23 protein-coding genes are annotated in these 25854 nt (G+C 58.9%); 19 read left to right on the forward strand and 4 right to left on the reverse strand.

The window, feature by feature from the left end:
- Positions 1 to 5: 5 nt before the first annotated feature.
- The 11 genes from nuoC (at position 6) to nuoN (ending at position 13820) form a co-directional block, all read left to right on the forward strand.
- Positions 6 to 1808 carry an NADH-quinone oxidoreductase subunit C/D gene (gene nuoC / locus H2Z33_RS15780; protein ID WP_003861484.1) on the forward strand — a complete coding sequence of 601 codons (1803 nt, stop codon included), beginning with the start codon at positions 6 to 8 and terminating at the stop codon, positions 1806 to 1808.
- 2 nt (positions 1809 to 1810) lie between these two features.
- Positions 1811 to 2311: an NADH-quinone oxidoreductase subunit NuoE gene (gene nuoE, locus H2Z33_RS15785; RefSeq protein ID WP_006176513.1), complete on the forward strand. Its 501-nt coding sequence runs from the start codon at positions 1811 to 1813 to the stop codon at positions 2309 to 2311.
- Positions 2308 to 3645 carry an NADH-quinone oxidoreductase subunit NuoF gene (nuoF, locus tag H2Z33_RS15790; protein WP_003861487.1) on the forward strand — a complete coding sequence of 446 codons (1338 nt, stop codon included), beginning with the start codon at positions 2308 to 2310 and terminating at the stop codon, positions 3643 to 3645. Before nuoE ends, nuoF begins: the two co-directional genes overlap by 4 nt.
- A 54-nt stretch (positions 3646 to 3699) precedes the next feature.
- Positions 3700 to 6423 carry an NADH-quinone oxidoreductase subunit NuoG gene (gene nuoG / locus H2Z33_RS15795; RefSeq protein WP_063134536.1) on the forward strand — a complete coding sequence of 908 codons (2724 nt, stop codon included), beginning with the start codon at positions 3700 to 3702 and terminating at the stop codon, positions 6421 to 6423.
- Complete coding sequence (gene nuoH / locus H2Z33_RS15800) at positions 6420 to 7397, forward strand: NADH-quinone oxidoreductase subunit NuoH (RefSeq protein WP_003861490.1); 978 nt, start codon at positions 6420 to 6422, stop codon at positions 7395 to 7397. The genes nuoG and nuoH overlap by 4 nt, the downstream gene beginning before the upstream one ends.
- Positions 7398 to 7411: 14 nt before the next feature.
- Positions 7412 to 7954: an NADH-quinone oxidoreductase subunit NuoI gene (gene nuoI, locus H2Z33_RS15805; RefSeq protein ID WP_003861491.1), complete on the forward strand. Its 543-nt coding sequence runs from the start codon at positions 7412 to 7414 to the stop codon at positions 7952 to 7954.
- Positions 7955 to 7964: 10 nt separating this feature from the next.
- On the forward strand, positions 7965 to 8519 hold the full coding sequence (nuoJ, locus tag H2Z33_RS15810) for an NADH-quinone oxidoreductase subunit J (RefSeq protein WP_003861493.1): 555 nt from the start codon (positions 7965 to 7967) through the stop codon (positions 8517 to 8519).
- On the forward strand, positions 8516 to 8818 hold the full coding sequence (nuoK, locus tag H2Z33_RS15815; protein WP_003861496.1) for an NADH-quinone oxidoreductase subunit NuoK: 303 nt from the start codon (positions 8516 to 8518) through the stop codon (positions 8816 to 8818). Before nuoJ ends, nuoK begins: the two co-directional genes overlap by 4 nt.
- Positions 8815 to 10656 carry an NADH-quinone oxidoreductase subunit L gene (gene nuoL / locus H2Z33_RS15820; RefSeq protein ID WP_015572272.1) on the forward strand — a complete coding sequence of 614 codons (1842 nt, stop codon included), beginning with the start codon at positions 8815 to 8817 and terminating at the stop codon, positions 10654 to 10656. The genes nuoK and nuoL overlap by 4 nt, the downstream gene beginning before the upstream one ends.
- 170 nt (positions 10657 to 10826) lie before the next feature.
- A complete protein-coding gene (gene nuoM, locus H2Z33_RS15825; protein ID WP_003861498.1) occupies positions 10827 to 12356 on the forward strand; it encodes an NADH-quinone oxidoreductase subunit M in 1530 nt (509 codons plus the stop codon).
- Positions 12357 to 12362: 6 nt separating this feature from the next.
- Positions 12363 to 13820, forward strand: a complete 1458-nt coding sequence (nuoN, locus tag H2Z33_RS15830; RefSeq protein WP_015572273.1) for an NADH-quinone oxidoreductase subunit NuoN — start codon at positions 12363 to 12365, stop codon at positions 13818 to 13820.
- 105 nt (positions 13821 to 13925) lie between these two features.
- Here the strand turns inward: nuoN and H2Z33_RS15835 are convergent, their stop codons facing one another.
- Together H2Z33_RS15835 and rbn are read right to left on the reverse strand one after the other, a co-directional pair.
- On the reverse strand, positions 13926 to 14930 hold the full coding sequence (locus tag H2Z33_RS15835; RefSeq protein ID WP_023304150.1) for a chemotaxis protein: 1005 nt from the start codon (positions 14928 to 14930) through the stop codon (positions 13926 to 13928).
- A 64-nt stretch (positions 14931 to 14994) separates the two neighbouring features.
- Positions 14995 to 15912 (reverse strand): ribonuclease BN, encoded by a 918-nt coding sequence (gene rbn / locus H2Z33_RS15840; protein ID WP_015572275.1) that lies wholly within the window; start codon positions 15910 to 15912, stop codon positions 14995 to 14997.
- 71 nt (positions 15913 to 15983) lie between these two features.
- Here rbn and H2Z33_RS15845 point away from each other — a divergent pair, with 71 nt between their 5' ends.
- From H2Z33_RS15845 to menE, 8 genes are all read left to right on the forward strand, one after another.
- Positions 15984 to 16448 (forward strand): GNAT family N-acetyltransferase, encoded by a 465-nt coding sequence (locus H2Z33_RS15845; RefSeq protein ID WP_023295084.1) that lies wholly within the window; start codon positions 15984 to 15986, stop codon positions 16446 to 16448.
- Between the two features lie 50 nt (positions 16449 to 16498).
- On the forward strand, positions 16499 to 16804 hold the full coding sequence (gene elaB / locus H2Z33_RS15850) for a stress response protein ElaB (protein ID WP_017693006.1): 306 nt from the start codon (positions 16499 to 16501) through the stop codon (positions 16802 to 16804).
- An 86-nt stretch (positions 16805 to 16890) separates the two neighbouring features.
- Positions 16891 to 18186, forward strand: a complete 1296-nt coding sequence (menF, locus tag H2Z33_RS15855) for an isochorismate synthase MenF (protein ID WP_047636889.1) — start codon at positions 16891 to 16893, stop codon at positions 18184 to 18186.
- 88 nt (positions 18187 to 18274) lie between these two features.
- A complete protein-coding gene (menD, locus tag H2Z33_RS15860) occupies positions 18275 to 19945 on the forward strand; it encodes a 2-succinyl-5-enolpyruvyl-6-hydroxy-3-cyclohexene-1-carboxylic-acid synthase (RefSeq protein WP_063134535.1) in 1671 nt (556 codons plus the stop codon).
- Positions 19942 to 20718, forward strand: coding sequence for a 2-succinyl-6-hydroxy-2,4-cyclohexadiene-1-carboxylate synthase (gene menH / locus H2Z33_RS15865; RefSeq protein ID WP_032669450.1), 777 nt, complete (start codon positions 19942 to 19944; stop codon positions 20716 to 20718). The genes menD and menH overlap by 4 nt, the downstream gene beginning before the upstream one ends.
- Positions 20715 to 21572: a 1,4-dihydroxy-2-naphthoyl-CoA synthase gene (menB, locus tag H2Z33_RS15870; RefSeq protein ID WP_003859452.1), complete on the forward strand. Its 858-nt coding sequence runs from the start codon at positions 20715 to 20717 to the stop codon at positions 21570 to 21572. Before menH ends, menB begins: the two co-directional genes overlap by 4 nt.
- Positions 21572 to 22537, forward strand: a complete 966-nt coding sequence (gene menC / locus H2Z33_RS15875; RefSeq protein ID WP_063134534.1) for an o-succinylbenzoate synthase — start codon at positions 21572 to 21574, stop codon at positions 22535 to 22537. The genes menB and menC overlap by 1 nt, the downstream gene beginning before the upstream one ends.
- Positions 22534 to 23895, forward strand: a complete 1362-nt coding sequence (menE, locus tag H2Z33_RS15880) for an o-succinylbenzoate--CoA ligase (RefSeq protein ID WP_063134533.1) — start codon at positions 22534 to 22536, stop codon at positions 23893 to 23895. Before menC ends, menE begins: the two co-directional genes overlap by 4 nt.
- On the opposite strand, the gene H2Z33_RS15885 is transcribed toward menE, so the two are convergent.
- Positions 23896 to 25410, reverse strand: a complete 1515-nt coding sequence (locus tag H2Z33_RS15885) for a tripartite tricarboxylate transporter permease (protein WP_015572280.1) — start codon at positions 25408 to 25410, stop codon at positions 23896 to 23898.
- A gap of 11 nt (positions 25411 to 25421) precedes the next feature.
- Positions 25422 to 25853 (reverse strand): tripartite tricarboxylate transporter TctB family protein, encoded by a 432-nt coding sequence (locus H2Z33_RS15890; RefSeq protein WP_003859443.1) that lies wholly within the window; start codon positions 25851 to 25853, stop codon positions 25422 to 25424.
- Position 25854: the final 1 nt, after the last annotated feature.

Consider the following 25854-nt stretch of genomic DNA (forward strand, 5'->3'; position numbering starts at 1 on the left):
TTGCAATGGTGAACAATATGACCGACTTAACCGCGCAAGAAGCCGCCTGGCAGACCCGGGATCATCTCGATGACCCCGTCATTGGCGAACTGCGCAACCGTTTTGGGCCGGATGCCTTTACTGTTCAGGCCACCCGCACCGGGGTACCCGTTGTTTGGGTGAAGCGTGAGCAATTACTGGAGGTTGTCGATTTCCTCAAGAAATTGCCAAAACCTTACGTCATGCTGTTTGACTTACACGGCATGGACGAACGTCTGAGAACGCACCGCCAGGGTCTCCCTGCTGCGGATTTTTCCGTTTTCTACCACCTGATCTCAATAGACCGCAACACGGATATCATGCTCAAGGTGGCATTGTCTGAAAACGACATGCATCTGCCGACGATCACCAAACTTTTCCCGAACGCCAACTGGTACGAGCGTGAAACCTGGGAAATGTTCGGCATGACCTTCGACGGTCACCCGCATCTGACGCGCATCATGATGCCGCAGACCTGGACCGGCCACCCGCTGCGTAAAGACTACCCGGCACGCGCCACCGAATTCGACCCGTTTGAGCTGACCAAAGCCAAGCAGGATCTGGAGATGGAAGCGCTGACCTTCAAGCCGGAAGACTGGGGCATGAAGCGCGGCACCGAAAACGAGGACTTCATGTTCCTCAACCTCGGTCCAAACCACCCGTCTGCGCACGGTGCATTCCGTATTATTCTTCAGCTTGACGGCGAAGAGATTGTCGACTGCGTGCCTGACATCGGCTATCACCACCGTGGTGCCGAGAAGATGGGCGAGCGTCAGTCCTGGCACAGCTACATTCCGTACACCGACCGTATCGAATACCTCGGCGGCTGCGTGAACGAAATGCCATACGTGCTGGCCGTTGAGAAGCTGGCAGGCATCACCGTCCCGGATCGCGTTAACGTGATTCGCGTGATGCTGTCTGAACTGTTCCGTATTAACAGCCACCTGCTGTACATCTCGACGTTCATTCAGGACGTCGGCGCGATGACGCCGGTCTTCTTCGCCTTTACCGACCGTCAGAAAATCTACGATCTGGTGGAAGCGATTACCGGTTTCCGTATGCACCCGGCCTGGTTCCGCATCGGCGGTGTGGCGCACGATCTGCCGCGCGGCTGGGACCGTCTGCTGCGTGAATTCCTCGACTGGATGCCAAAACGTCTGGCGTCTTACGAGAAAGCCGCGCTGCGTAACTCCATCCTGAAAGGCCGTTCCCAGGGCGTTGCTGCCTACGGCGCGAAAGAAGCGCTGGAGTGGGGAACCACAGGTGCTGGCCTGCGTGCGACCGGGATTGATTTCGACGTGCGTAAAGCGCGTCCTTACTCTGGTTACGAGAACTTCGACTTTGAAGTCCCGGTTGGCGGCGGCGTATCCGACTGCTACACCCGCGTGATGCTGAAAGTGGAAGAGCTGCGCCAGAGCCTGCGCATCCTTGAGCAGTGCCTCAACAACATGCCGGAAGGCCCGTTCAAGGCGGATCACCCGCTGACGACGCCGCCACCGAAAGAGCGCACGCTGCAACATATCGAAACCCTGATCACCCACTTCCTGCAAGTTTCCTGGGGCCCGGTCATGCCGGCACAGGAATCCTTCCAGATGATTGAAGCGACCAAGGGTATCAACAGCTACTACCTCACCAGCGACGGCAGCACCATGAGCTACCGCACCCGCGTGCGTACGCCAAGCTTCGCGCACTTGCAGCAGATCCCGGCCGCCATTCGCGGCAGTCTGGTCTCCGACCTGATTGTGTATCTGGGTAGTATCGATTTTGTTATGTCAGATGTGGACCGCTAATTATGCACGAGAATCAACAACCACAAACCGAGGCTTTTGAGCTGAGTGAAGCAGAGCGTGCCGCCATTGAGCACGAGATGCACCACTACGAAGACCCGCGTGCGGCGTCCATTGAAGCGCTGAAAATCGTACAGAAACAGCGTGGTTGGGTGCCGGATGGGGCGATCTACGAGATCGCAAAAGTGCTGGGCATTCCGGCAAGTGACGTAGAAGGCGTAGCCACGTTCTACAGCCAGATCTTCCGTCAGCCGGTAGGCCGCCATGTGATCCGCTACTGTGACAGCGTGGTCTGCCACATCACCGGTTATCAGGGCATTCAGGCTGCGATTGAGAAGAAACTCAATATCAAGCCGGGCCAGACCACCTTCGACGGACGCTTTACTCTGCTGCCAACCTGCTGCCTGGGTAACTGCGACAAGGGGCCGACCATGATGATTGATGAGGACACTCACAGCCATCTGACGCCGGAAGCGATTCCTGACCTGCTGGAGCAGTACAAATGAAAACTGTAATTCGTACTGCTGAGACGCATCCGCTGACCTGGCGTCTGCGTGATGACAAACAGCCGGTCTGGCTCGACGAATATCAGAGCAAAAACGGCTATGCCGGCGCGCGTAAAGCCCTTGGCGGCATGGCGCCGGACGACATCGTTAACGCGGTGAAAGAGTCTGGCCTGAAAGGCCGCGGCGGCGCGGGCTTCTCCACCGGTCTGAAGTGGAGCCTGATGCCGAAAGATGAATCCATGAACATCCGTTACCTGCTGTGTAACGCCGATGAGATGGAGCCGGGTACCTATAAAGACCGCCTGCTGATGGAACAGCTGCCGCACCTGCTGGTGGAAGGCATGCTGATCTCCGCGTTCGCGCTGAAAGCGTACCGTGGCTACATCTTCCTGCGCGGTGAATACATCGAAGCGGCTGAAAACCTGCGTCGCGCGATTGCCGAAGCCACTGAAGCCGGTCTGCTGGGTAAAAACATCCTGGGCACTGGGTTTGACTTCGAGCTGTTCGTGCACACCGGTGCCGGGCGTTATATCTGCGGTGAAGAAACCGCGCTGATTAACTCCCTGGAAGGCCGCCGCGCGAACCCGCGCTCCAAGCCACCGTTCCCGGCAAGCTCCGGCGTGTGGGGTAAACCGACCTGCGTCAACAACGTCGAAACCCTGTGCAACGTCCCGGCGATCCTCGCGAACGGCGTGGAGTGGTATCAGGGCATCTCCTCAAGCAAAGATGCCGGTACCAAGCTGATGGGCTTCTCCGGTCGCGTGAAGAACCCTGGCGTCTGGGAGCTGCCGTTCGGCACCACCGCACGCGAAATTCTTGAAGACTACGCCGGCGGCATGCGCGATGGCCTGAAATTCAAAGCCTGGCAGCCGGGTGGGGCAGGGACGGACTTCCTGACCGAAGCCCATCTTGACCTGCCAATGGAGTTCGAAAGCATTGGTAAAGCAGGCAGCCGTCTGGGTACCGCGCTGGCGATGGCCGTCGACCACGAGATCGGCATGGTATCCCTGGTGCGTAACCTGGAAGAGTTCTTCGCCCGCGAGTCCTGCGGCTGGTGTACACCGTGCCGTGATGGTCTGCCGTGGAGCGTGAAGATCCTGCGTGCTATCGAACGTGGCGAAGGCCAGCCTGGCGATATCGAGACACTTGAGCAACTGTGTCGATTCTTAGGGCCGGGTAAAACCTTCTGTGCCCACGCACCGGGCGCCGTCGAGCCGCTGCAAAGCGCGATTAAATATTTCCGCGACGAATTCGAAGCAGGCATCAAGCAGCCGTTCAGCAATACCCATTCGATCAATGGTATTCAGCCGAACCTGCTGAAAGCGCGCTGGTAAAAACAGAATTTTGATTAACGCTCGGTTTCGGCCGAGCCAACTGGAAGCATGCTAATGGCTACGATTCATGTAGACGGCAAAGAATACGAAGTCAACGGGGCGGACAACCTGCTGGAAGCTTGTCTGTCTCTTGGCCTCGATATTCCGTACTTTTGCTGGCATCCGGCGCTGGGCAGCGTCGGTGCTTGCCGCCAGTGTGCGGTGAAGCAATATCAAAACGCGGAAGACACGCGTGGTCGCCTGGTGATGTCCTGTATGACGCCAGCCGCCGAAGGCACCTTTATTTCGATTGATGACGAAGAAGCCAAACAGTTCCGTGAAAGCGTGGTGGAGTGGTTGATGACCAACCACCCGCACGACTGTCCGGTGTGTGAGGAGGGCGGTAACTGCCACCTTCAGGATATGACCGTCATGACCGGTCACAGCTTCCGTCGCTATCGCTTTACCAAGCGTACCCACCGTAACCAGGATCTGGGGCCGTTCATCTCTCACGAAATGAACCGCTGCATCGCCTGCTACCGCTGCGTGCGTTACTACAAAGATTATGCAGACGGACAGGATCTGGGCGTATATGGCGCGCATGACAACGTCTACTTCGGTCGTCCGGAAGACGGTACGCTGGAAAGCGAATTCTCCGGTAACCTGGTAGAAATCTGTCCGACCGGCGTATTCACGGATAAAACCCACTCTGAACGTTACAACCGTAAATGGGACATGCAGTTTGCGCCAAGCATCTGCCAGCAGTGTTCCCTTGGCTGTAACACCAGCCCAGGCGAGCGCTACGGCGAACTACGTCGTATCGAAAACCGTTACAACGGTACCGTTAACCACTACTTCCTCTGCGACCGCGGTCGTTTCGGCTATGGCTATGTGAACCTGAAAGACCGTCCGCGTCAGCCGGTTCAGCGCCGTGGCGATGACGTCATTACCCTCAACGCTGAGCAGGCGATGCAGGGCGCGGCGGATATTCTGCGTCAGTCGAAGAAAGTGATCGGCATCGGCTCCCCGCGCGCCAGCATCGAAAGCAACTTCGCGCTGCGCGAGCTGGTTGGGGCGGAAAACTTCTACACCGGTATCGCCCAGGGCGAGCAGGAACGTCTCCAGCTGGTGCTGAAAGTGCTGCGTGAAGGCGGCATTCATACGCCTGCGCTGCGCGAAATCGAATCTTATGATGCGGTTCTGGTGCTGGGTGAAGACCTGACGCAGACTGGCGCACGCGCTGCCCTGGCGGTTCGTCAGGCGGTGAAAGGCAAAGCACGTGAAATGGCAGCGGCGCAGAAAGTGGCTGACTGGCAGATTGCGGCCATCCTCAACATCGGTCAGCGCGCGAAGCATCCTCTGTTTGTGACTAACGTCGACAACACCCGTCTGGACGATATCGCCGCGTGGACCTACTGCGCGCCGGTTGAAGATCAGGCGCGCCTCGGCTTTGCCATTGCCCACGGGCTGGACAGCAACTCGCCGGCCGTTGAACTGGATCGCGACCTGCAAAACAAGGTCGACGTGATTGTTCAGGCACTGGCGGGGGCGAAGAAACCTCTGATTATTTCCGGTACCAACGCCGGTAGCGCTGAAATCATTCAGGCCGCAGCGAACGTTGCCAAAGCCCTGAAGGGCCGTGGCACTGACGTCGGTGTGACTATGATTGCCCGTGCGGTGAACAGCATCGGTCTGGGTATGATTGGCGGCGGCTCGCTGGAAGTCGCGTTAAGCGAACTGGAATCCGGTGCCGCTGACGCCGTTGTGGTGCTGGAAAACGACCTGCATCGCCATGCTTCTGCCGCTCGCGTTGACGCCGCGCTCTCCAGAGCGCCGCTGGTGATGGTTATCGACCATCAGCGCACCGCGATCATGGACAAAGCGCACCTCGTGCTCTCTGCGGCAAGCTTCGCAGAAAGCGACGGGACGGTGATCAACAACGAAGGCCGCGCCCAGCGTTTCTTCCAGGTTTATGACCCGGCCTACTACGACAGCAACACTGTGATGCTGGAAAGCTGGCGCTGGCTGCACTCTCTGCACAGCACCGTGCAGAGCCGTGAAGTGGACTGGACGCAGCTCGACCACGTTATCGACGCGGTTGTTGAGAAACTGCCTCAGCTGGCGGGCATTAAAGACGCCGCGCCTGACGCAAGCTTCCGCATTCGCGGCCAGAAACTGGCGCGTGAGCCGCACCGCTACAGCGGTCGTACCGCGATGCGCGCCAACATCAGCGTGCACGAACCGCGTCAGCCGCAGGATAAAGACACCATGTTTGCCTTCTCGATGGAAGGGAACAACCAGCCGTCTGCGCCGCGTTCGCAAATCCCGTTTGCATGGGCACCGGGCTGGAACTCCCCGCAGGCATGGAACAAGTTCCAGGCTGAAGTGGGTGGTCACCTGCGCCACGGCGATCCGGGCGTGCGTCTGATTGAAGCCTCCGAAACCGATCTGGACTTCTTCACCACCGTTCCGGCGAGCTTCCAGGCGCAGGAAGGTCACTGGCGTATTGCACCGTACTACCATCTGTTCGGTAGCGACGAAATGTCCCAGCGTTCTCCGGTATTCCAGCAGCGTATGCCGCAGCCGTACATCAAGCTCAACCCGGCGGATGCCGCGAAGCTTGGCGTTAACGCGGGTGCGAACATTGCCTTTAGCTACGACGGCCAGACAATCAGCCTGCCGCTGATTATTTCTGAACGCCTGTCAGCAGGGCAGGTGGGTCTGCCGATGGGTATGCCTGGCATCGCGCCGGTCCTGGCGGGTGCGCATCTTGATAACCTTCAGGAGGCAAAAGCATGAGTTGGTTAACACCGGATCTTATCGACATCCTGCTGAGCATTCTGAAAGCGGTTGTGATTCTGCTGGTGGTCGTCACCTGCGGCGCGTTCATGAGCTTTGGTGAACGTCGTTTGCTCGGTCTGTTCCAGAACCGTTACGGACCGAACCGCGTGGGCTGGGGTGGTTCACTCCAGCTGGTCGCGGACATGATCAAGATGTTCTTTAAAGAGGACTGGGTTCCGCGCTTCTCGGACCGCGTGATCTTTACGCTGGCGCCGATGATTGCCTTCACCTCGCTGCTGCTTGCGTTTGCTATCGTTCCGGTCAGCCCGACCTGGGTGGTGGCTGACCTGAACATCGGCATTCTGTTCTTCCTGATGATGGCAGGGCTCGCGGTTTACGCGGTGCTGTTCGCAGGCTGGTCCAGTAACAACAAATACTCGCTGCTGGGTGCGATGCGTGCTTCCGCGCAGACGCTGAGCTACGAAGTGTTCCTGGGTCTCTCTCTGATGGGCGTGGTGGCGCAGGCCGGCTCATTTAACATGACCGACATCGTCAACAACCAGGCCGACATCTGGAACGTTATCCCGCAGTTCTTTGGGTTTATTACCTTTGCCATCGCGGGCGTGGCGGTATGTCACCGTCACCCGTTTGACCAGCCAGAAGCCGAACAGGAACTGGCCGACGGTTACCACATTGAATATTCCGGTATGAAGTTCGGTCTGTTCTTCGTGGGCGAGTACATCGGTATCGTCACCATTTCCGCGTTGATGGTAACGCTGTTCTTTGGTGGCTGGCATGGCCCGTTCTTACCGCCGTTCATCTGGTTCGCGCTGAAAACCGCGTTCTTCATGATGATGTTCATTTTGATTCGCGCAGCGTTACCGCGTCCGCGTTATGACCAGGTAATGTCCTTCGGCTGGAAAGTGTGCCTGCCGCTGACGCTCGTCAACTTGTTGGTAACGGCGGCTGTCATTCTCTGGCAGCAGCCATAAGGGGCTTTGAGATCATGACCTTAAAAGAATTATTGGTAGGTTTCGGCACTCAGGTACGCAGTATCTGGATGATCGGCCTGCATGCGTTTGCCAAACGCGAAACCCGGATGTACCCGGAAGAGCCGGTATATCTGCCGCCGCGCTACCGTGGACGTATCGTGCTGACGCGCGACCCGGACGGTTCCGAGCGTTGCGTTGCCTGTAACCTGTGTGCGGTAGCGTGTCCGGTGGGCTGTATCTCTCTGCAAAAAGCAGAGACGGTAGACGGCCGCTGGTACCCTGAGTTCTTCCGCATCAACTTCTCACGCTGCATTTTCTGCGGTCTGTGTGAAGAAGCGTGCCCAACCACGGCGATTCAGCTGACTCCAGACTTCGAGCTGGGTGAGTACAAGCGTCAGGATCTGGTGTACGAGAAAGAGGATCTGCTGATTTCCGGTCCGGGCAAATACCCGGAATATAACTTCTACCGGATGGCGGGTATGGCAATCGACGGCAAAGATAAAGGCGAAGCAGAGAACGAAGCTAAGCCTATCGACGTCAAGAGCCTGTTACCGTAAGGAGAGGGCAATGGAATTCGCTTTTTATATCTGTGGCCTTATCGCCATCCTGGCTACGCTGCGAGTGATCACGCACACCAATCCGGTGCATGCGCTGCTGTATTTAATCATTTCGCTGCTGGCTATTTCCGGGGTGTTCTTTGCGCTGGGCGCGCACTTCGCTGGTGCGCTGGAAATCATCGTCTACGCCGGGGCCATCATGGTGCTGTTTGTGTTCGTGGTGATGATGCTGAACCTGGGCGGCTCTGAAATTGAGCAGGAACGTCAGTGGTTAAAACCGCAGGTGTGGATTGGCCCGGCGATTCTGTCGGCCATAATGCTGGCGGTGATTGTTTACGCCATTCTGGGCGTCAACGACCAGGGTATCGACGGGACGCCAATCAGCGCGAAAGCCGTGGGTATCACCCTGTTTGGTCCGTACGTTCTGGCGGTTGAGCTGGCCTCAATGCTGCTGCTGGCGGGTCTGGTTGTGGCCTTCCACGTTGGCCGCGAAGAGCGTGTCGGCGAGGTGCTGAGCAACCGCACTGACGACCGCGCGAAAAGAAAAACGGAGGAACGCGCATGATCCCCTTAACACATGGACTGATCCTCGCTGCGATTTTATTCGTTCTGGGCTTAACCGGTCTGGTTATCCGCCGCAATCTGCTGTTTATGCTGATCGGTCTGGAAATCATGATCAACGCTTCCGCGCTGGCCTTTGTGGTCGCCGGTAGCTACTGGGGCCAGACCGATGGTCAGGTGATGTACATTCTCGCCATCAGCCTCGCGGCTGCTGAAGCGAGTATTGGCCTGGCGCTGTTGCTACAGCTCCATCGTCGCCGCCAGAACCTGAACATCGATTCAGTAAGTGAGTTGCGTGGATGAACATGCTTGCCTTAACCATTATTTTTCCGCTGATTGGCTTCGTGCTGCTGGCGTTTTCTCGCGGCCGCTGGTCTGAGAATCTGTCTGCCACCGTGGGCATTGGCTCTATCGGCCTGGCTGCGCTGGTCACAGCGTATGCGGGTATCGACTTCTTTAACAATGGACGTCAGGCCTACAGCGTACCGCTGTGGAACTGGATGTCGGTCGGTAACTTCAACATCGGTTTCAACCTGGTGCTGGATGGTCTGTCTCTGACCATGCTCTCCGTGGTCACCGGCGTCGGCTTCCTGATCCACATGTTCGCCTCCTGGTACATGCGCGGTGAAGAGGGATACTCCCGCTTCTTCGCCTACACCAACCTGTTTATCGCCAGCATGGTGGTTCTGGTCCTGGCCGATAACCTGCTGCTGATGTATCTGGGCTGGGAAGGCGTGGGTCTGTGTTCTTACCTGCTGATCGGTTTCTACTATACCGATCCGAAGAATGGAGCAGCGGCCATGAAAGCGTTCGTCGTGACCCGCGTGGGTGACGTGTTCCTCGCTTTCGCGCTGTTCATTCTCTACAACGAACTGGGCACGCTAAACTTCCGCGAAATGGTGGAACTGGCGCCGGCGCACTTCGAAGCAGGCAACAACATGCTGTGGTGGGCAACGCTGATGCTGCTGGGTGGCGCTGTGGGTAAATCCGCGCAGCTGCCGTTGCAGACATGGCTGGCCGACGCCATGGCGGGTCCAACCCCTGTCTCCGCGTTGATCCACGCCGCAACCATGGTTACCGCCGGTGTCTACCTGATTGCGCGTACCCATGGCCTGTTCCTGATGACCCCGGAAATTCTGCATCTGGTGGGTATCGTCGGTGCGGTTACGCTGGTGCTGGCTGGCTTTGCCGCGCTGGTGCAGACCGACATCAAACGCGTGCTCGCGTACTCCACCATGAGCCAGATTGGTTACATGTTCCTGGCGCTGGGCGTTCAGGCGTGGGACGCGGCCATTTTCCACCTGATGACGCACGCGTTCTTTAAAGCGCTGCTGTTCCTCTCATCCGGTTCGGTGATTCTGGCCTGCCACCACGAGCAGAACATCTTCAAAATGGGCGGACTGCGTAAGTCTATCCCGCTGGTGTATGTCTGCTTCCTGGTAGGCGGCGCGGCGCTGGCGGCACTGCCGCTGATCACCGCAGGCTTCTTCAGTAAGGACGAAATCCTGGCGGGCGCCATGGCGAATGGTCATATCAATCTGATGGTTGCGGGTCTGGTCGGTGCGTTTATGACCTCCCTGTACACCTTCCGTATGATTTTCATCGTCTTCCACGGTAAAGAACAAATTCACGCTCACGCAGGGAAGGGGATTACCCACCACCTGCCGCTGATTGTGCTGCTGGTCCTGTCCACCTTCGTTGGCGCGATGATTGTGCCACCGTTGCAGGGCGTACTGCCGGCGACAACCGAGCTTGAGCACGGTCGCGTTCTGACGCTTGAAATCACCTCCGGCGTAGTGGCTATCGCGGGCATCCTGATTGCCGCATGGCTGTGGCTGGGCAAACGCACGCTGGTGACTGCCGTTGCCAACAGCGCGCCGGGCCGTCTGCTGGGCACCTGGTGGTACAACGCATGGGGCTTCGACTGGCTGTACGACATGATCTTCGTGAAGCCGTTCCTGGGCATTGCGTGGCTGCTGAAGCGCGATCCACTGAACAGCCTGATGAATATCCCGGCGATCCTCTCTCGCTTTGCAGGTAAAGGCCTGCTGTTCAGCGAGAACGGTTATCTGCGCTGGTATGTGGCGTCCATGAGCATCGGTGCGGTTGTCATACTGGCGCTGCTGATGGTGTTGCGTTGATTTTGAGTTAGCGGGGATTGTCGGGTGGCGCTAGCGCTTACCCGACCTACGGACCGTAGGCCCGGTAAGCGAAGCGCCACCGGGCAAAAGGCCCCGCACTCAAACGTGAATTTTGTCGAATTCGTTGAAAATCGGTCCCTGAGGGACTTTAACAAGGAATAAAAATCGCCATGTTACTACCCTGGCTAATATTAATTCCCTTCATCGGCGGCTTCCTGTGCTGGCAGACTGAACGCTTTGGCGTGAAGATGCCGCGCTGGATCGCGCTGATCACCATGGGATTGACGCTCGCGCTTGGTCTGCAACTCTGGTTGCAGGGTGGCTACTCACTGACCCAGTCCGCGGGCCTTCCGCAGTGGCAGTCTGAGTTCATTCTGCCGTGGATCCCACGTTTTGGTATTACGATCCACCTCGCGATTGACGGTCTGTCGCTGCTGATGGTGGTGCTGACCGGTCTGCTCGGCGTTCTGGCGGTACTCTGCTCCTGGCGAGAAATCGAAAAATACCAGGGCTTCTTCCACCTGAACCTGATGTGGATCCTGGGCGGCGTGATCGGCGTGTTCCTGGCCATCGACATGTTCCTGTTCTTCTTCTTCTGGGAGATGATGCTGGTGCCGATGTACTTCCTGATCGCGCTGTGGGGCCACAAGGCATCCGACGGTAAAACGCGTATCACGGCGGCCACCAAGTTCTTCATCTATACCCAGGCGAGTGGTCTGGTGATGCTGATTGCCATCCTGGCGCTGGTATTTGTGCATTACAATGCGACCGGCGTCTGGACCTTCAACTACGAAGACCTGCTGAAGACCCCGATGTCTCACGGTGTGGAATACCTGCTGATGCTCGGCTTCTTCATCGCCTTCGCGGTGAAAATGCCGGTCGTACCGCTGCACGGCTGGCTGCCGGACGCGCACTCTCAGGCGCCAACGGCGGGTTCCGTTGACCTGGCGGGTATCTTGCTGAAAACGGCGGCCTACGGTCTGCTGCGTTTCTCCCTGCCGCTGTTCCCGAACGCCTCTGCAGAGTTCGCGCCGATTGCCATGTGGCTGGGCGTGATCGGTATCTTCTACGGTGCATGGATGGCCTTCACGCAGTACGACATCAAACGTCTGATTGCCTATACCTCCGTTTCCCACATGGGCTTCGTGCTGATTGCCATCTACACCGGCAGCCAGCTGGCGTACCAGGGGGCGGTGATCCAGATGATTGCGCACGGCCTGTCTGCTGCCGGTCTCTTCATCCTGTGTGGTCAGCTGTACGAACGTCTGCATACCCGCGACATGCGTATGATGGGCGGCCTGTGGGGCAAAATGAAATGGCTGCCGGCGCTCTCCATGTTCTTCGCGGTGGCGACTCTGGGTATGCCGGGTACCGGTAACTTCGTCGGCGAGTTTATGATCCTGTTCGGCAGCTTCAACGTGGTACCGACGATCACCGTCATCTCCACCTTTGGTCTGGTATTTGCCTCCGTGTACTCGCTGGCGATGCTGCACCGCGCTTACTTCGGTAAAGCGAAGAGTGAAATTGCTGCACAAGAACTGCCGGGGATGTCGCTGCGTGAGCTGTTCATCATCCTGCTGCTGGTCGTACTGCTGGTGCTGTTGGGCTTCTATCCGCAGCCGATTCTGGATACCTCGCACTCCGCGATGGGTAACATCCAGCAGTGGTTTGTTAATTCTGCTTCTACTACAAGGCCGTAATTCGCCATGACAATAACTCCACAACAACTGATCGCGCTGCTACCGCTGCTGATCGTCGGATTGACGGTGGTGGTTGTGATGCTCTCCATTGCGTGGCGACGCAATCACTTCCTGAATGCGACCCTGTCCGTTCTGGGTCTGAACGCTGCGTTAGTTTCCCTCTGGTTTGTTGGCCAGGCGGGAGCGATGGACGTCACGCCGCTGATGCGCGTTGACGGTTACGCCATGCTCTACACCGGTCTGGTGCTGCTGGCGAGCCTGGCAACCTGTACCTTTGCGTACCCGTGGCTCGAAGGTTACAACGACAACAAAGAAGAGTTTTACCTGCTGGTACTGATTGCCGCACTGGGCGGTATTCTGCTGGCGAACGCGAACCACCTGGCCGCGCTGTTCCTCGGTATTGAGCTGATCTCACTCCCGCTGTTCGGCCTGATTGGTTACGCTTTCCGCCAGAAGCGCTCTCTGGAAGCGGCAATCAAGTACACGATCCTGTCTGCTGCCGCGTCGTCGTTCCTGCTGTTTGGTATCGCGCTGCTGTACGCACAGACGGGTAATCTCTCCTTCATGGCGCTCGGTAAGAGCCTTGGCGACGGCATGATGCATGAGCCGCTGCTGCTGGCTGGTCTGGGCATGATGATTGTTGGCCTTGGCTTTAAACTTTCACTGGTTCCGTTCCACCTGTGGACGCCAGACGTATACCAGGGTGCCCCTGCACCGGTCTCGACCTTCCTGGCGACGGCGAGCAAAATCGCTATCTTCGGTGTGGTCATGCGTCTGTTCCTGTACGCCCCGGTGGGTGACAGCGAAGCGGTCCGCGTGGTGCTGGGCATTATCGCGTTCGTGTCCATCATCTTCGGTAACCTGATGGCGCTGAGCCAGACCAACATCAAGCGTCTGCTGGGCTACTCCTCTATCTCCCATCTGGGTTACCTGCTGGTGGCGCTGATTGCGCTGCAAAGCGGTGAGATGTCGATGGAAACTGTGGGCGTCTATCTGGCCGGTTACCTGTTTAGCAGCCTCGGCGCGTTCGGCGTGGTGAGCCTGATGTCCAGCCCGTACCGTGGCCCGGATGCGGATTCCCTGTTCTCCTACCGTGGTCTGTTCTGGCACCGTCCGATTCTGTCTGCGGTAATGACTGTGATGATGCTCTCTCTGGCGGGTATCCCGATGACGCTGGGCTTTATCGGTAAGTTCTACGTGCTGGCCGTCGGTGTGCAGGCGGGTCTGTGGTGGCTGACGGCGGGTGTCGTTATCGGCTCCGCGATTGGTCTCTACTACTACCTGCGCGTAGCGGTGAGCCTGTACCTGAGCGCGCCTCAGCAGCTCAACCGCGATGCGCCGTCTAACTGGCAGTACAGCGCGGGGGGCATTGTGGTGCTCATCTCCGCGCTGCTGGTGCTGATCTTCGGTATCTATCCGCAGCCGCTGATTGATATCGTGCAGCGCGCGATGCCGCTGATGTAAGGTGAAAGCAAAAAGGCAACGAAAGTTGCCTTTTTTATTGCCCTGCGGCGCTACGCTTGCAGGGCCTACGGGTCCTGTAGGTCGGGTAAGCGTAGCGCCACCCGACTAAGCCAGCTGCTTGCGGCTAATCAACGGCCCGTCAATCTTCTTCATCGAGCGGTCCAGCACCTCTTCAATTACCGACGACAGCTCGTTCAGCTCAAACTTCGCCACATAGCCGTCCGCCTTCACTTTGCGAATATGATCTTCGTTCGCGTTGCCGGAAAGAGACGAGTGGATCACCACCGGAATATCTTTCAGTACCGGGTCGGATTTGATTTTTCGCGTCAGCGTAAATCCGTCCATCTCCGGCATTTCGAGGTCGGTTAATACCAGGGCAATCTTATCGGTAACGGGAACGCCCTCGGCCTGTGCCTGCGCGGCCAGCTGAGTGATTTTCTCCCACGCGTCTTTGCCGGTGATATGCAGCTGGGCCGGGATCTCCATCGCCTGCAATCCCTTCTCCAGCATTGAGCGCGCTACTTTTGAATCTTCTGCAACAATCGCGACAGAGCCAGGCTTGATGTTGAATTTGGTGGTTTCCAGATGGGTGGCGTGCAGATCGTGGTTCGCCGGGGTGATGTCGTACAGGATCTGCTCCACGTCCAGCACCATCGCCAGATCGTTGGTATCGGTCTTCTCGTCCAGACAGGCAATGCTGGTGATGTAGCGACCGCTGACGGCGGTTTCCGCGGCGTGCACCTGCTTCCAGTCCAGACGCATGATGTTTTCCACCGATTCTACGGCAAACGCCTGCACGCTGCGGGCATATTCGGTGATCAGCAGGATGTTCAGCCCGGTGGCTGGTTTGCAGCCGGCGACGGCGGCCAGATCGATCACCGGGATCACCTGGTCACGAATGTTCACCATCCCCATCAGCGGAGACTTCATTCCCGCCGGTTTGGTGAAGGTCGGCATCGGCACAATTTCGCGCAATTTGAATACGTTGATGCCGAACAGCTCGGATTTATTTTCGTTCAGAGAGGTGCCAAGACGGAACAGCAACAGTTCAAAACGGTTGGACAGGGTCAGGTTTGCCCTGTCATCAATATCTTTCTGGAAATTATCCATTCTACCCTCAAGAGAAATGCTGGCCTTTTAATCGTTATCGGCACGTTGAGGGAAAAATGAAGGACTAAACGCTGACCTGAGCAAAATCTTCCGCCAGCTCGCATGCCGGAAATACTTCCCGGCACTCTGCCAGCAGGCTTTCAGCGCCGCGGACGTCATAGCGTGAGCTGACGTGAGTAACAATCAGTTTCCGGACGCCAGCCTCACGTGCCAGCTGCGCCGCCTGACGCGTAGAGCTGTGCCCTCGACTGTTGGCTTTTTCTTCCATCGCCGCTTCCAGCGTCGCCTCATGCACCATCACATCTACACCTCTGGCAAGCCTGAGCGCCGAAGGGCAGGGGGCGGTATCCCCAAAAATAGCCAGTTTTTTGCCCGGCTGCGGTGGGGCGAGGTAATCCTGACCGTTGATGACGCGCCCGTCTTCCAGCGTGACGGTCTCGCCGTGCTTCAGACGCTGGAACAGCGGGCCAGGTTTCACTCCATCGGCCTGCAACGCGGCGGCGTTCAGCGCCCCGGGCTTGTCATGCTCCTCAACGCGATAGCCGTAGCATTCCACCGGATGGTTAAGCGGGTAAGCGCGCACCAGGTAATCTCCGTCATCGAACACCAGACCCTCGCCGATCTCTAACACCTCCAGCGGATAATCGGTCCACGAGCCGCTCAGGCGCAGCGTGGTTTCAACGAATTCCTGAATACCCGCGGGGCCATAAATGGTCAGCGGGTTAGCGTTACCGGCCATCGAACGGCTGCACAGCAGGCCCGGCAGGCCAAACAGATGGTCGCCGTGCAGATGGGTGATAAATATTTTATCCACTTTCCCCGGGTGGTATGAGGTATGCAGCAGCTGATGTTGCGTACCCTCGCCGCAGTCAAACAGCCACAGCCCACCGCGGGTAGGATGCTTAAGATCCAGCAGAATCGCCGTCACGTTTCGTGAGCGGGTTGGCACCCCGGCGGACGTACCCAGAAAAATCAGTTCCATAACGCAATCAGCCCTTTGCCGAATGGGAAGGGGTTTAGTATAACGTGATGAACACCAGGAAGGAGAAACACATGATCCAGTGGCAAGATCTACACCACAGCGAACTGACCGTGCATTCACTCTACGCCCTGCTCAAGCTGCGCTGCGAAGTCTTTGTGGTTGAACAAACCTGCCCGTATCAGGATATCGACGGCGATGACCTGATCGGCGAGAACCGGCACATCCTCGGCTGGCGCGATAACGAGCTGGTGGCGTATGCGAGGATTCTGAAAAGCGAAGAGGATTTTGACCCTGTCGTCATTGGCCGCGTCATTATCAGCGGCCGCGCGCGCGGTGAAAAGCTGGGCTATCAGCTGATGGAAAAAACGCTGGACGCATGCCAGAAACAGTGGCCGGACAAGGCGTTATACCTGGGCGCGCAGGCGCATTTGCAATCATTCTATGGCCATTTTGGTTTTACCCCGGTCACGGACATTTACGACGAAGACGGCATCCCACACATCGGCATGGCACGCGAAGCGAAACAGGCGCAATAGCAATACGTTGTCTATAGTTACCGGACTGGTGTACTAACATGGAGAAAAATATGTCATTTCAATCCTGGGATACCCGAGTCGACGACGACCTGACACTGCTAAGCGAAACGCTGGAAGAAGTGCTGCGCTCTTCAGGCGATCCTGCCGATCAGAAGTACATTGAGCTCAAAGCCCGCGCCGAGCAGGCGCTGCATGACGTGAAAAACCGCGTCAGTAACGCATCCGACAATTACTACTACCGCGCCAAGCAGGCGGTTTATCGTGCCGACGATTATGTGCATGAAAAACCGTGGCAGGGCATTGGGGTCGGTGCGGCCGTAGGGCTGGTGCTGGGTCTGCTGTTAGCCCGTCGTTAAGCCGGTAAACCACTCCCTACACGTGGGTACTGCTATTTATCGTCAGTACCCCGTATAATATAAGGCTTTAACAGGGAGAGGTTCGCGTGCACTCGATTTTCCTCGCGCTGCAAAGCCTGCGTACTCAGCTTGCGCAAGCATTGCCAGCTACACCCGGTTTACGCCATTTCGATGTCTCTTTCCCGTTAAACGACGCCTTCGATCCGCTGGCCTGGCTCGGTGTGCAGCGATGCTATCCTCAGTTTTACTGGCAACAGCGCAGCGGTGATGAAGAACTTGCCGCGCTCGGAAGCCTCGCCCATTTCGATTCTCTGGCCTCGACCTCGCGGTTTTTGCACACCCACGACGTAGCCAATGACACCCGTATCTGCGGCCTGAACGCCTTCAACCCGGCGCAGGGCAAGTTGTTTTTACCGCGCCTTCTCTGGCGACGGTCTGGCGGGGTCGCCACGCTGCGTCTGCAACTGTGGAGCGAAACGTCGCTGCGGGAAGATGCCCGTGAGGCGCTGAATTTTGTCGATAACCTGCGCGACGCCGCGCCGATCCGCCCGTTGTCCGTGCAGATTGTGCAGGAAACCCATCATCCGGAAAAACCGGAATGGCTGGCGTTGATTCGTCAGGCGACGGATACCCTTGCTCGCGGCGATTTTGAGAAAGTGGTCCTCGCACGTGCTACAGACGTGCATTGCCAGCAGTCCGTGAATGCCATCGCGCTGATGGCTGCCAGCCGCGCGCTAAACCTCAACTGTTATCATTTTTGTATGGTCTTTGACGCCAGCAACGCGTTCCTCGGCTCGACGCCCGAACGCCTGTGGCGGCGACGCGGCACGCTGCTGCGCACTGAAGCGCTGGCAGGCACCGTCGCCAGCCATTCTGACGATAAGCAGGCTCAGCGTCTGGGCGACTGGCTGATGAACGACGACAAAAATCAGCGGGAAAATATGCTGGTGGTGGAAGATATCTGCCAGCGTCTTCAGCACCATACCCGGACGCTGGAGATCCTGCCTGCGCAGGTGCTGCGTCTGCGCAAGGTGCAGCATTTACGTCGCTGTATCTGGACCGAACTTAAACAGCCTGACGACGAGCAGTGCCTGCATATTCTGCAACCGACGGCGGCGGTGGCCGGGCTGCCGCGACAGGCGGCGCGAGAATTTATTGCGAAAGTGGAGCCGTTTGACCGGGAGTGGTACGCCGGGTCGGCGGGCTATTTATCGCGCGATCAAAGCGAATTCTGTGTGGCATTACGCTCCGCCCGCGTTCACGACGCTGCGCTGCGTCTTTATGCGGGGGCGGGCATCGTCAGCGGCTCCGATCCGGAGCAGGAGTGGCAGGAGATCGAAAACAAGGCCGCCGGGCTGCGTTCCCTTCTCCTAAGGGATTAATACTGATTCGTGCAATCCCGATTCATATCAAAATTCTGACTTTTTCTATTATTTATACTGTGTCGCATTCTTGATACTGGACAATCTCATGTCAGTAAGTTCTTTTAACCGACGCTGGGCGGCGGTGATCCTTGAAGCCCTGACCCGTCATGGTGTCAGGCATGTGTGTATTGCCCCGGGCTCTCGCTCCACGCCGCTCACCCTTGCTGCCGCGGAAAACCGGGCTTTTATTCACCACACCCATTTTGATGAGCGGGGTCTGGGCCATCTGGCGCTCGGGCTGGCGAAAGTCAGCAAAGCGCCCGTGGCGGTGATAGTCACCTCCGGCACGGCGGTGGCGAACCTCTATCCGGCGCTGATAGAAGCGGGATTAACCGGCGAAAAGCTGATTTTACTCACTGCCGACCGTCCCCCGGAACTTATTGACTGCGGTGCTAATCAGGCGATTCGTCAGCCTGGCATTTTTGCCTCGCATCCTTCACAGACGGTCTCGTTGCCGCGCCCCACCCAGGATATTCCCGCCAGCTGGCTGGTCTCAACCCTCGACCACGCCATGAACGCACTGCGCAGCGGCGGGCTGCACATTAACTGCCCGTTTGCCGAGCCGCTGTACGGTGAAATGAACGATACCGGCCTCGCCTGGCAACAGCAGCTGGGAGACTGGTGGGAGAGCGAAAAACCCTGGCTGCGCGAGCAGACGCATCTGGACAGCGCAAAACAGCGCGACTGGTTCTTCTGGCGTCAGAAGCGCGGCGTGGTGATTGCCGGGCGCATGAGTGCGGCGGAAGGCAAGCTGGCGGCGGAGTGGGCACAAACGCTTGGCTGGCCGCTGATTGGTGACGTGCTTTCCCAGACGGGCCAGCCGCTGCCCTGCGCCGACCTCTGGCTGGGGAACGCGAAAGCGGTCACCGAGCTGGCGCAGGCGCAGATTGTCGTCCAGTTGGGATCGAGTCTGACGGGTAAGCGTCTGCTCCAGTGGCAGGCCACCTGTACCCCAGAAGAGTACTGGCTGGTGGATCCGCTCGAAGGACGCCTTGACCCGGCGCACCATCGCGGCCGCCGCCTGGTGAGCAACATTGACAGCTGGCTGGAATTGCATCCGGCGGAAAAACGCAAACCCTGGGCGGTGGAGATCCCGGCGCTGTCACGTCAGGCGTGGGAACTCACCAAAGCGCAGTGCGAGGCGTTCAGTGAAGCCGGGCTGGCGCACCGTATCCGCAAATATCTTCCCGAGCAGGGACAACTTTTTGTCGGTAACAGCCTGGTGGTGCGCCTGATTGACGCCTTTTCGCAGCTGCCGGCGGGTTATCCGGTGTACAGCAACCGGGGTGCGAGCGGCATTGACGGCCTGATCTCCACCGCCGCTGGCGTACAGCGGGCCAGCGCGAAATCCACGCTGGCGATTGTGGGGGATCTCTCAGCCCTCTACGATCTCAACGCGCTGGCGCTCCTGCGTCAGGCGTCGGCCCCGTTCGTGCTGATTGTTGTGAACAATAACGGCGGGCAGATTTTCTCGTTGCTGCCGACGCCGCAAAGCGAGCGTGAGCGCTTCTATCTGATGCCGCAAAACGTGCAGTTCGAACACGCCGCCGCCATGTTCAGCCTGAAGTACCATCGCCCGGAAAACTGGGACGCGCTGGAGACGGCGCTGAACACCGCCTGGCGGCAGCCTGGCGCGACGCTGATTGAGCTGGTGGTAAACGATGCTGACGGCGCGCAGAAGCTGCAACATCTGCTTGCGCAGGTGAGTCACCTGTGATCCTCGCAGGCGTCTCCCAGCCAGGAAAACCAGGCTACCCCTGGCTGGTTTTCCTGCACGGTTTTTCCGGCGACTGTCGCGAGTGGCAGGCTGTCGGGGCGTCGCTGCATGACTACCCCCGGCTCTACATTGACCTGCCCGGGCACGGTGGTTCAGCGGATACGGGCGTGACGGGGTTTGCAGAGGTAAGTGAATTGCTCTCGCATACCCTTGTTAGTTACAACATACTAAGATACTGGCTCGTGGGGTACTCCCTCGGCGGCCGCATTGCGATGTTCCATGCCTGTCAGCATCCTGCGGGGTTAGACGGGGTGATTGTGGAAGGTGGGCACCCGGGCCTGCAAGACGCCGATGCGCGCCAGGCCCGGCTGATCTCTGACCGCCGCTGGGCGTCACGGTTTCGCAGTGAGCCGCTGGAGGCCGTCTTTGCCGACTGGTATCAACAGCCGGTCTTTGCCTCACTTACGGATGATCAGCGCAGGGCGCTGATCGCGCTGCGCAGCCGGAACAACGGCCCGAGGCTGGCAGAGATGCTGGAGGCCACCTCGCTTGCCGTTCAGCCTGATTTACGTCCCGCGCTCATCGCGCGTGACTTTTCTTTTGACTATCTCTATGGCGAACGTGACGGGAAGTTTGCAGCTATCGCCGCTGAACTTAACGCCACGCGTCATGCTATCCCTCACGCCGGACACAACGCCCACCGGGACAACCCGGACGCGGTTGCCGCGAGTCTGGCTCAGATACTGCGTTATCGAACAAAGGACACGCTATGATCTATCCTGATGAACACATGCTTTACGCGCCGGTTGAATGGCAGGACTGCTCCGAAGGCTACACCGACATTCGTTACCACAAATCCGCCGATGGTATCGCCAAAATCACTATCAACCGTCCACAGGTGCGCAACGCGTTTCGTCCGCTGACCGTAAAAGAGATGATCCAGGCGCTGGCGGATGCCCGCTACGATGACACTATCGGCGTCATCATCCTCACCGGGGAAGGGGAGAAAGCCTTCTGCTCCGGCGGCGATCAGAAAGTCCGCGGTGACTACGGCGGATACCAGGATGATGCGGGCACGCACCACCTGAACGTGCTGGATTTCCAGCGCCAGATCCGCACCTGTCCAAAACCGGTGGTCGCGATGGTGGCAGGGTATTCCATCGGCGGCGGTCACGTGCTGCACATGATGTGTGACCTGACGATCGCGGCGGAAAATGCCATTTTCGGTCAGACTGGCCCGAAAGTCGGCTCTTTCGACGGCGGCTGGGGCGCGTCCTATATGGCGCGCATTGTCGGTCAGAAAAAAGCCCGCGAAATCTGGTTCCTGTGCCGTCAGTACAACGCCCAGGAAGCGCTGGATATGGGGCTGGTTAACACCGTGGTGCCGATCGCCGATCTGGAAAAAGAGACCGTGCGCTGGTGTCGCGAAATGCTGCAAAACAGCCCAATGGCGCTGCGCTGCCTGAAAGCGGCCCTCAACGCCGACTGTGACGGTCAGGCGGGCCTTCAGGAGCTGGCAGGTAACGCCACCATGCTGTTCTATATGACCGAAGAGGGTCAGGAAGGGCGCAACGCGTTCAACGAAAAACGCCAGCCAGACTTCAGCAAATACAAACGGAACCCGTAATGCGTTGCGCGCAGGTTTACCGCTGGCAGATACCGATGGACGCGGGCGTGGTGCTGCGTGAACGGCGGTTAAAAACCCGTGACGGCTTTTGCGTGCATCTCCGGCAGGGCGAGCGGGAAGGGTGGGGCGAAATCGCCCCGCTTCCGGGTTTTAGCCTGGAAACGCTGGACGAGGCGCAGGCTGTGCTGATGGCCTGGACGTACGAATGGCGTGAGGGAGCAGTTCCGGCGCTGCCGGACGTTCCTTCCGCCGCGTTCGGCATCAGCTGTGCGCTGGCAGAGCTGGACGGGAGTTTACCGGACGCGGCGAACTATTGCGCCGCGCCGCTCTGTACCGGCGATCCGGATGAACTTTTCGCGCTCCTTTCCGCGATGCCTGGCGAGAAGGTGGCGAAAATAAAGGTTGGCCTGTACGAAGCAGTGCGCGACGGAATGGTGGTTAACCTGTTACTGGAAGCCATTCCCGATCTGCACCTGCGCCTGGACGCCAACCGCGCCTGGACGCCGCTCAGGGCGCAACAGTTCGCGAAGTACGTCAACCCGGCGTACCGCAGCCGCATCGCGTTTCTCGAAGAGCCGTGCAAAACGCGCGACGACTCGCGCGCCTTCGCCCGGGAAACCGGCATTGCCATTGCCTGGGATGAGAGCCTGCGCGAAGCCGATTTCGCGTTTGCCGCCGAGCCGGGCGTCAGGGCAGTGGTGATTAAGCCAACGCTGACCGGCAGCCTCGACAAGGTGCGCGAGCAGGTTGCGGCGGCCCATGCCGCAGGGCTGACGGCGGTGATCAGTTCATCCATCGAATCCAGCCTCGGCCTGACGCAGCTGGCGCGCATCGCTGCATGGTTAACGCCGGACACCGTTCCCGGTCTCGATACGCTAAACCTGATGCAGGCCCAGCTGATTCGCCAGTGGCCTGGCAGCACCTTGCCGTGCCTCGACGTCGGGGCGCTGGAGCCACTGCTATGAGATTTACCGACTGGCCGTGGCGGTACTGGCGCACCCGGAGTGCCAATAAACCCGCGCTGCGTTTAGACGATATAACGCTCAGCTGGTCTCAGCTGGGCGAGCGTATCGATCGTCTCGCAGCCGGTTTTCAGTCTCAGGGCGTTACGGACGGTGATGGCGTCATGCTGCTCGCCCACAACCACCCGCAGACCCTGCTGGCCTGGCTGGCGCTGCTTCAGTGCGGCGCCCGCATTTTGCCGGTGAACCCTCAGCTTCCCCGTCCGCTGCTGGACGTCCTCCTGCCGCAGATGACCCTGCGTTTTGCGCTGGTGCTTAACGGTGAGTATGACGGTCTGCCCGGTCTGGTATTAAGAGAGGGCGAGGGGCAGGGCGGCGTGACGTGGCGGGCAGAACGGCTGGCCTCAATGACGCTCACCTCTGGCTCCACCGGCTTGCCGAAAGCGGCGGTGCACACCTGTGCCGCCCACCTTGCCAGCGCAAAAGGGTTGCTGGCGCTGATGCCTTACGGCGATAGCGACGACTGGCTGCTCTCTCTGCCGCTGTTTCACGTCTCCGGTCAGGGGATTTTGTGGCGCTGGTTGCAGGGCGGAGGCCGTCTCACCGTGCGTGAAAAACAGCCGCTGGAGCAGGCGCTACAGGGCTGTACCCACGCCTCGCTGGTGCCGACGCAGCTGTGGCGGCTGCTTAATTCACACCATCCCGTCGCGCTGAAAGCCGTGCTGCTCGGCGGGGCGGAAATCCCCGTTGCGCTGACCGAACAGGCGCGCGAGCAGGGGATCCGTACGTTCTGCGGCTACGGTCTGACCGAGTTCGCCTCCACCGTCTGCGCCAAAGAGGCCGACGGCGCGCCGGACGTGGGCAGCGCGCTGCCGGGCAGAGACGTTCAGGTGGTGAACGGTGAAGTCTGGATCCGGGCGGAAAGCATGGCGGCGGGCTACTGGCGAGACGGCGCATTATTGCCTCTGGTCAATGAGCAGGGCTGGTTCGCCACCCGCGATCGCGGCGAGTGGCATGACGGACGCCTGACCATTCTGGGCCGAATGGACAATCTCTTTTTCAGTGGTGGAGAAGGGATCCAGCCCGAAGCGCTGGAGCGCGTTATCGCCACGCATCCGCAGGTAAGCCAGGCGTTTGTCGTTCCGCTGGATGATGCCGAGTACGGGCAACGTCCGGTGGCGGTAGTGGAATGCGAGCCGGGCACGGATATCACGCTGCTGCCGGAGTGGGTTCAAGGCAGGCTGGCGCGCTTTGAGCAGCCGGTACACTGGCTGGCGCTGCCGTCAGAACTGAAAAATGGCGGGATTAAAATCTCCCGCCAGGCGTTAAAGCAGTGGGTCAATGCCCTGTTGAGGGGCTAATCAGCCGATATCCGGCTGCGGTTTGTGCTGGCGTCGGCGGATCCAGCGCAGCACCGGCGGCACGACAATCACCATAATCGCCATTGCCAGCAGGATCTTCGTCACGCTGCTCTCCCACAGGATCCCCATGTTGCCATTGCTGATGGAGAGGGCGCGGCGGAGGTTCTGCTCCAGCATTTCCCCCAGCACAAACCCTAAAATCAGCGGCGACATCGGGAAGTGCATCTTGCGCAGAATGTAGCCCAGCACGCCGAGCAGCACCATCAACACCAGGTCGAAGGTGGTGCTGTGCACCGCGTACACCCCAACCGCAGAGACGGCGGCGATGGCCGGGACCAGGAACCACAGGGGAATGGTCAGCATGCGGGTGAACAGGCCGATCAGCGGGATGTTCATTACCAGCAACATCACGTTGGCGATCAGCAGGGCGGCAATTAAACCCCAGACGATATCGGGCTGCTCGGTAAACATCGCCGGACCCGGGGTGATGTTATAGAGCGTCAGCGCGCCCATCATTACCGCCGTGGTGCCGGAGCCCGGCACGCCGAGGGTCAGCATCGGGATAAACGAGCCGCAGGCCGAGGCGTTATTCGCCGCCTCCGGCGCCGCCACGCCGCGGATATCGCCTTTGCCGAAGCTGTCGCTGTTACCGCTCAGCTTTTTCTCGGTCATGTAGGTGATAGCGCTGGCGATAGTAGCCCCCGCGCCGGGCAGAATGCCGACGAAGAAACCGATCACCGACGAACGCAGGGTGGCGCCAATACACTGCGCCCCCTCTTTGGCATTAAAGAGCATACGTCCGGTTTTACGCACCAGCGTCTGCCCGCTGCTGGTATGCTCCAGCATCAGTAAGATTTCTGAGACAGAGAACAGACCAATCACCACGACGATAAACTGCACGCCGTCGGAGAGATGAACGCTGTCGAAGGTAAAACGATAAACCCCGGTGTTGGCATCCACGCCGACGGTCGCCAGACTGAGGCCAATCAACGCAGACAAAAACGACTTCAGCGGATTCTGCGCCATCATGCTGCCGAGACAGGCGATGGCGAACACCATCAGGGCAAAATACTCGGCCGGACCAAACGCCAGCGACCACTGGGCCAGCGCCGGGGCGAAGAGGATGATGCCGCCAATGGCGATCATGGAGCCAAAGAACGAGCTGACGGCAGAAATAGAGAGCGCCACGCCGCCGCGCCCCTGCTGCGCCATCGGGTAGCCATCCAGCGCGGTCATAATGGCGGCGGCATCACCGGGCACGTTAAGCAGAATCGAGGAAATACGCCCCCCGTATTCGCAGCCGATATAGACCGTCGCCAGCAGGATCAGCGCCGATTCCGCAGGCAGGTGCAGCGCAAAGGCCAGCGGCAGTAAAATCGCCACGCCGTTGATAGGGCCAAGGCCCGGCAGCAGGCCGACGATGGTCCCGACGAAACAGCCGATCAGGGCGATCACCAGGTTTTCCGGGGTCATCGCTACCGCGAACCCCTGAGAGAGATAGATCCAGGTATCCATAGCGTGCTCCGTTAGTTAAACCATGCGCCGAGCGGCAGGGTCACGTCCAGCAGGCGGTCGAAGGCGTACCAGAGTAAAATGCCCAGTACGACCCCGGAGATCCCCGCCGCAGGCAGCGAGGCGTTAAACAGTATGCCAATCACCATCGTCAGCAGGGCGGTGGCAATCGGGAAGCCGAGCCACTCAAAGCCCCACGCATACATCAGCAGGACAATTACCATTACCAGCAGACGTTGCAGCGTACGGCGTGGCGGCCACTCCACGGTATCCGGATGGCGCAGCAGCAGCGCCACCGAGCAGAGCAGCATCAGGCCGACTATGCCGACGGGGAAGGGGCGTGGCCCCACGGGTTCATAGCTGTATTCGCTGTGGATCTGCCAGGCGACGAACATGCCGCCAATGCAGAGCAGCAGCCATATCCCGGCAAAAATGCGATCGCTCATA

This window comes from Enterobacter sp. YSU, assembly GCF_016082135.1.
GTDB lineage: Bacteria > Pseudomonadota > Gammaproteobacteria > Enterobacterales > Enterobacteriaceae > Enterobacter > Enterobacter hormaechei_C.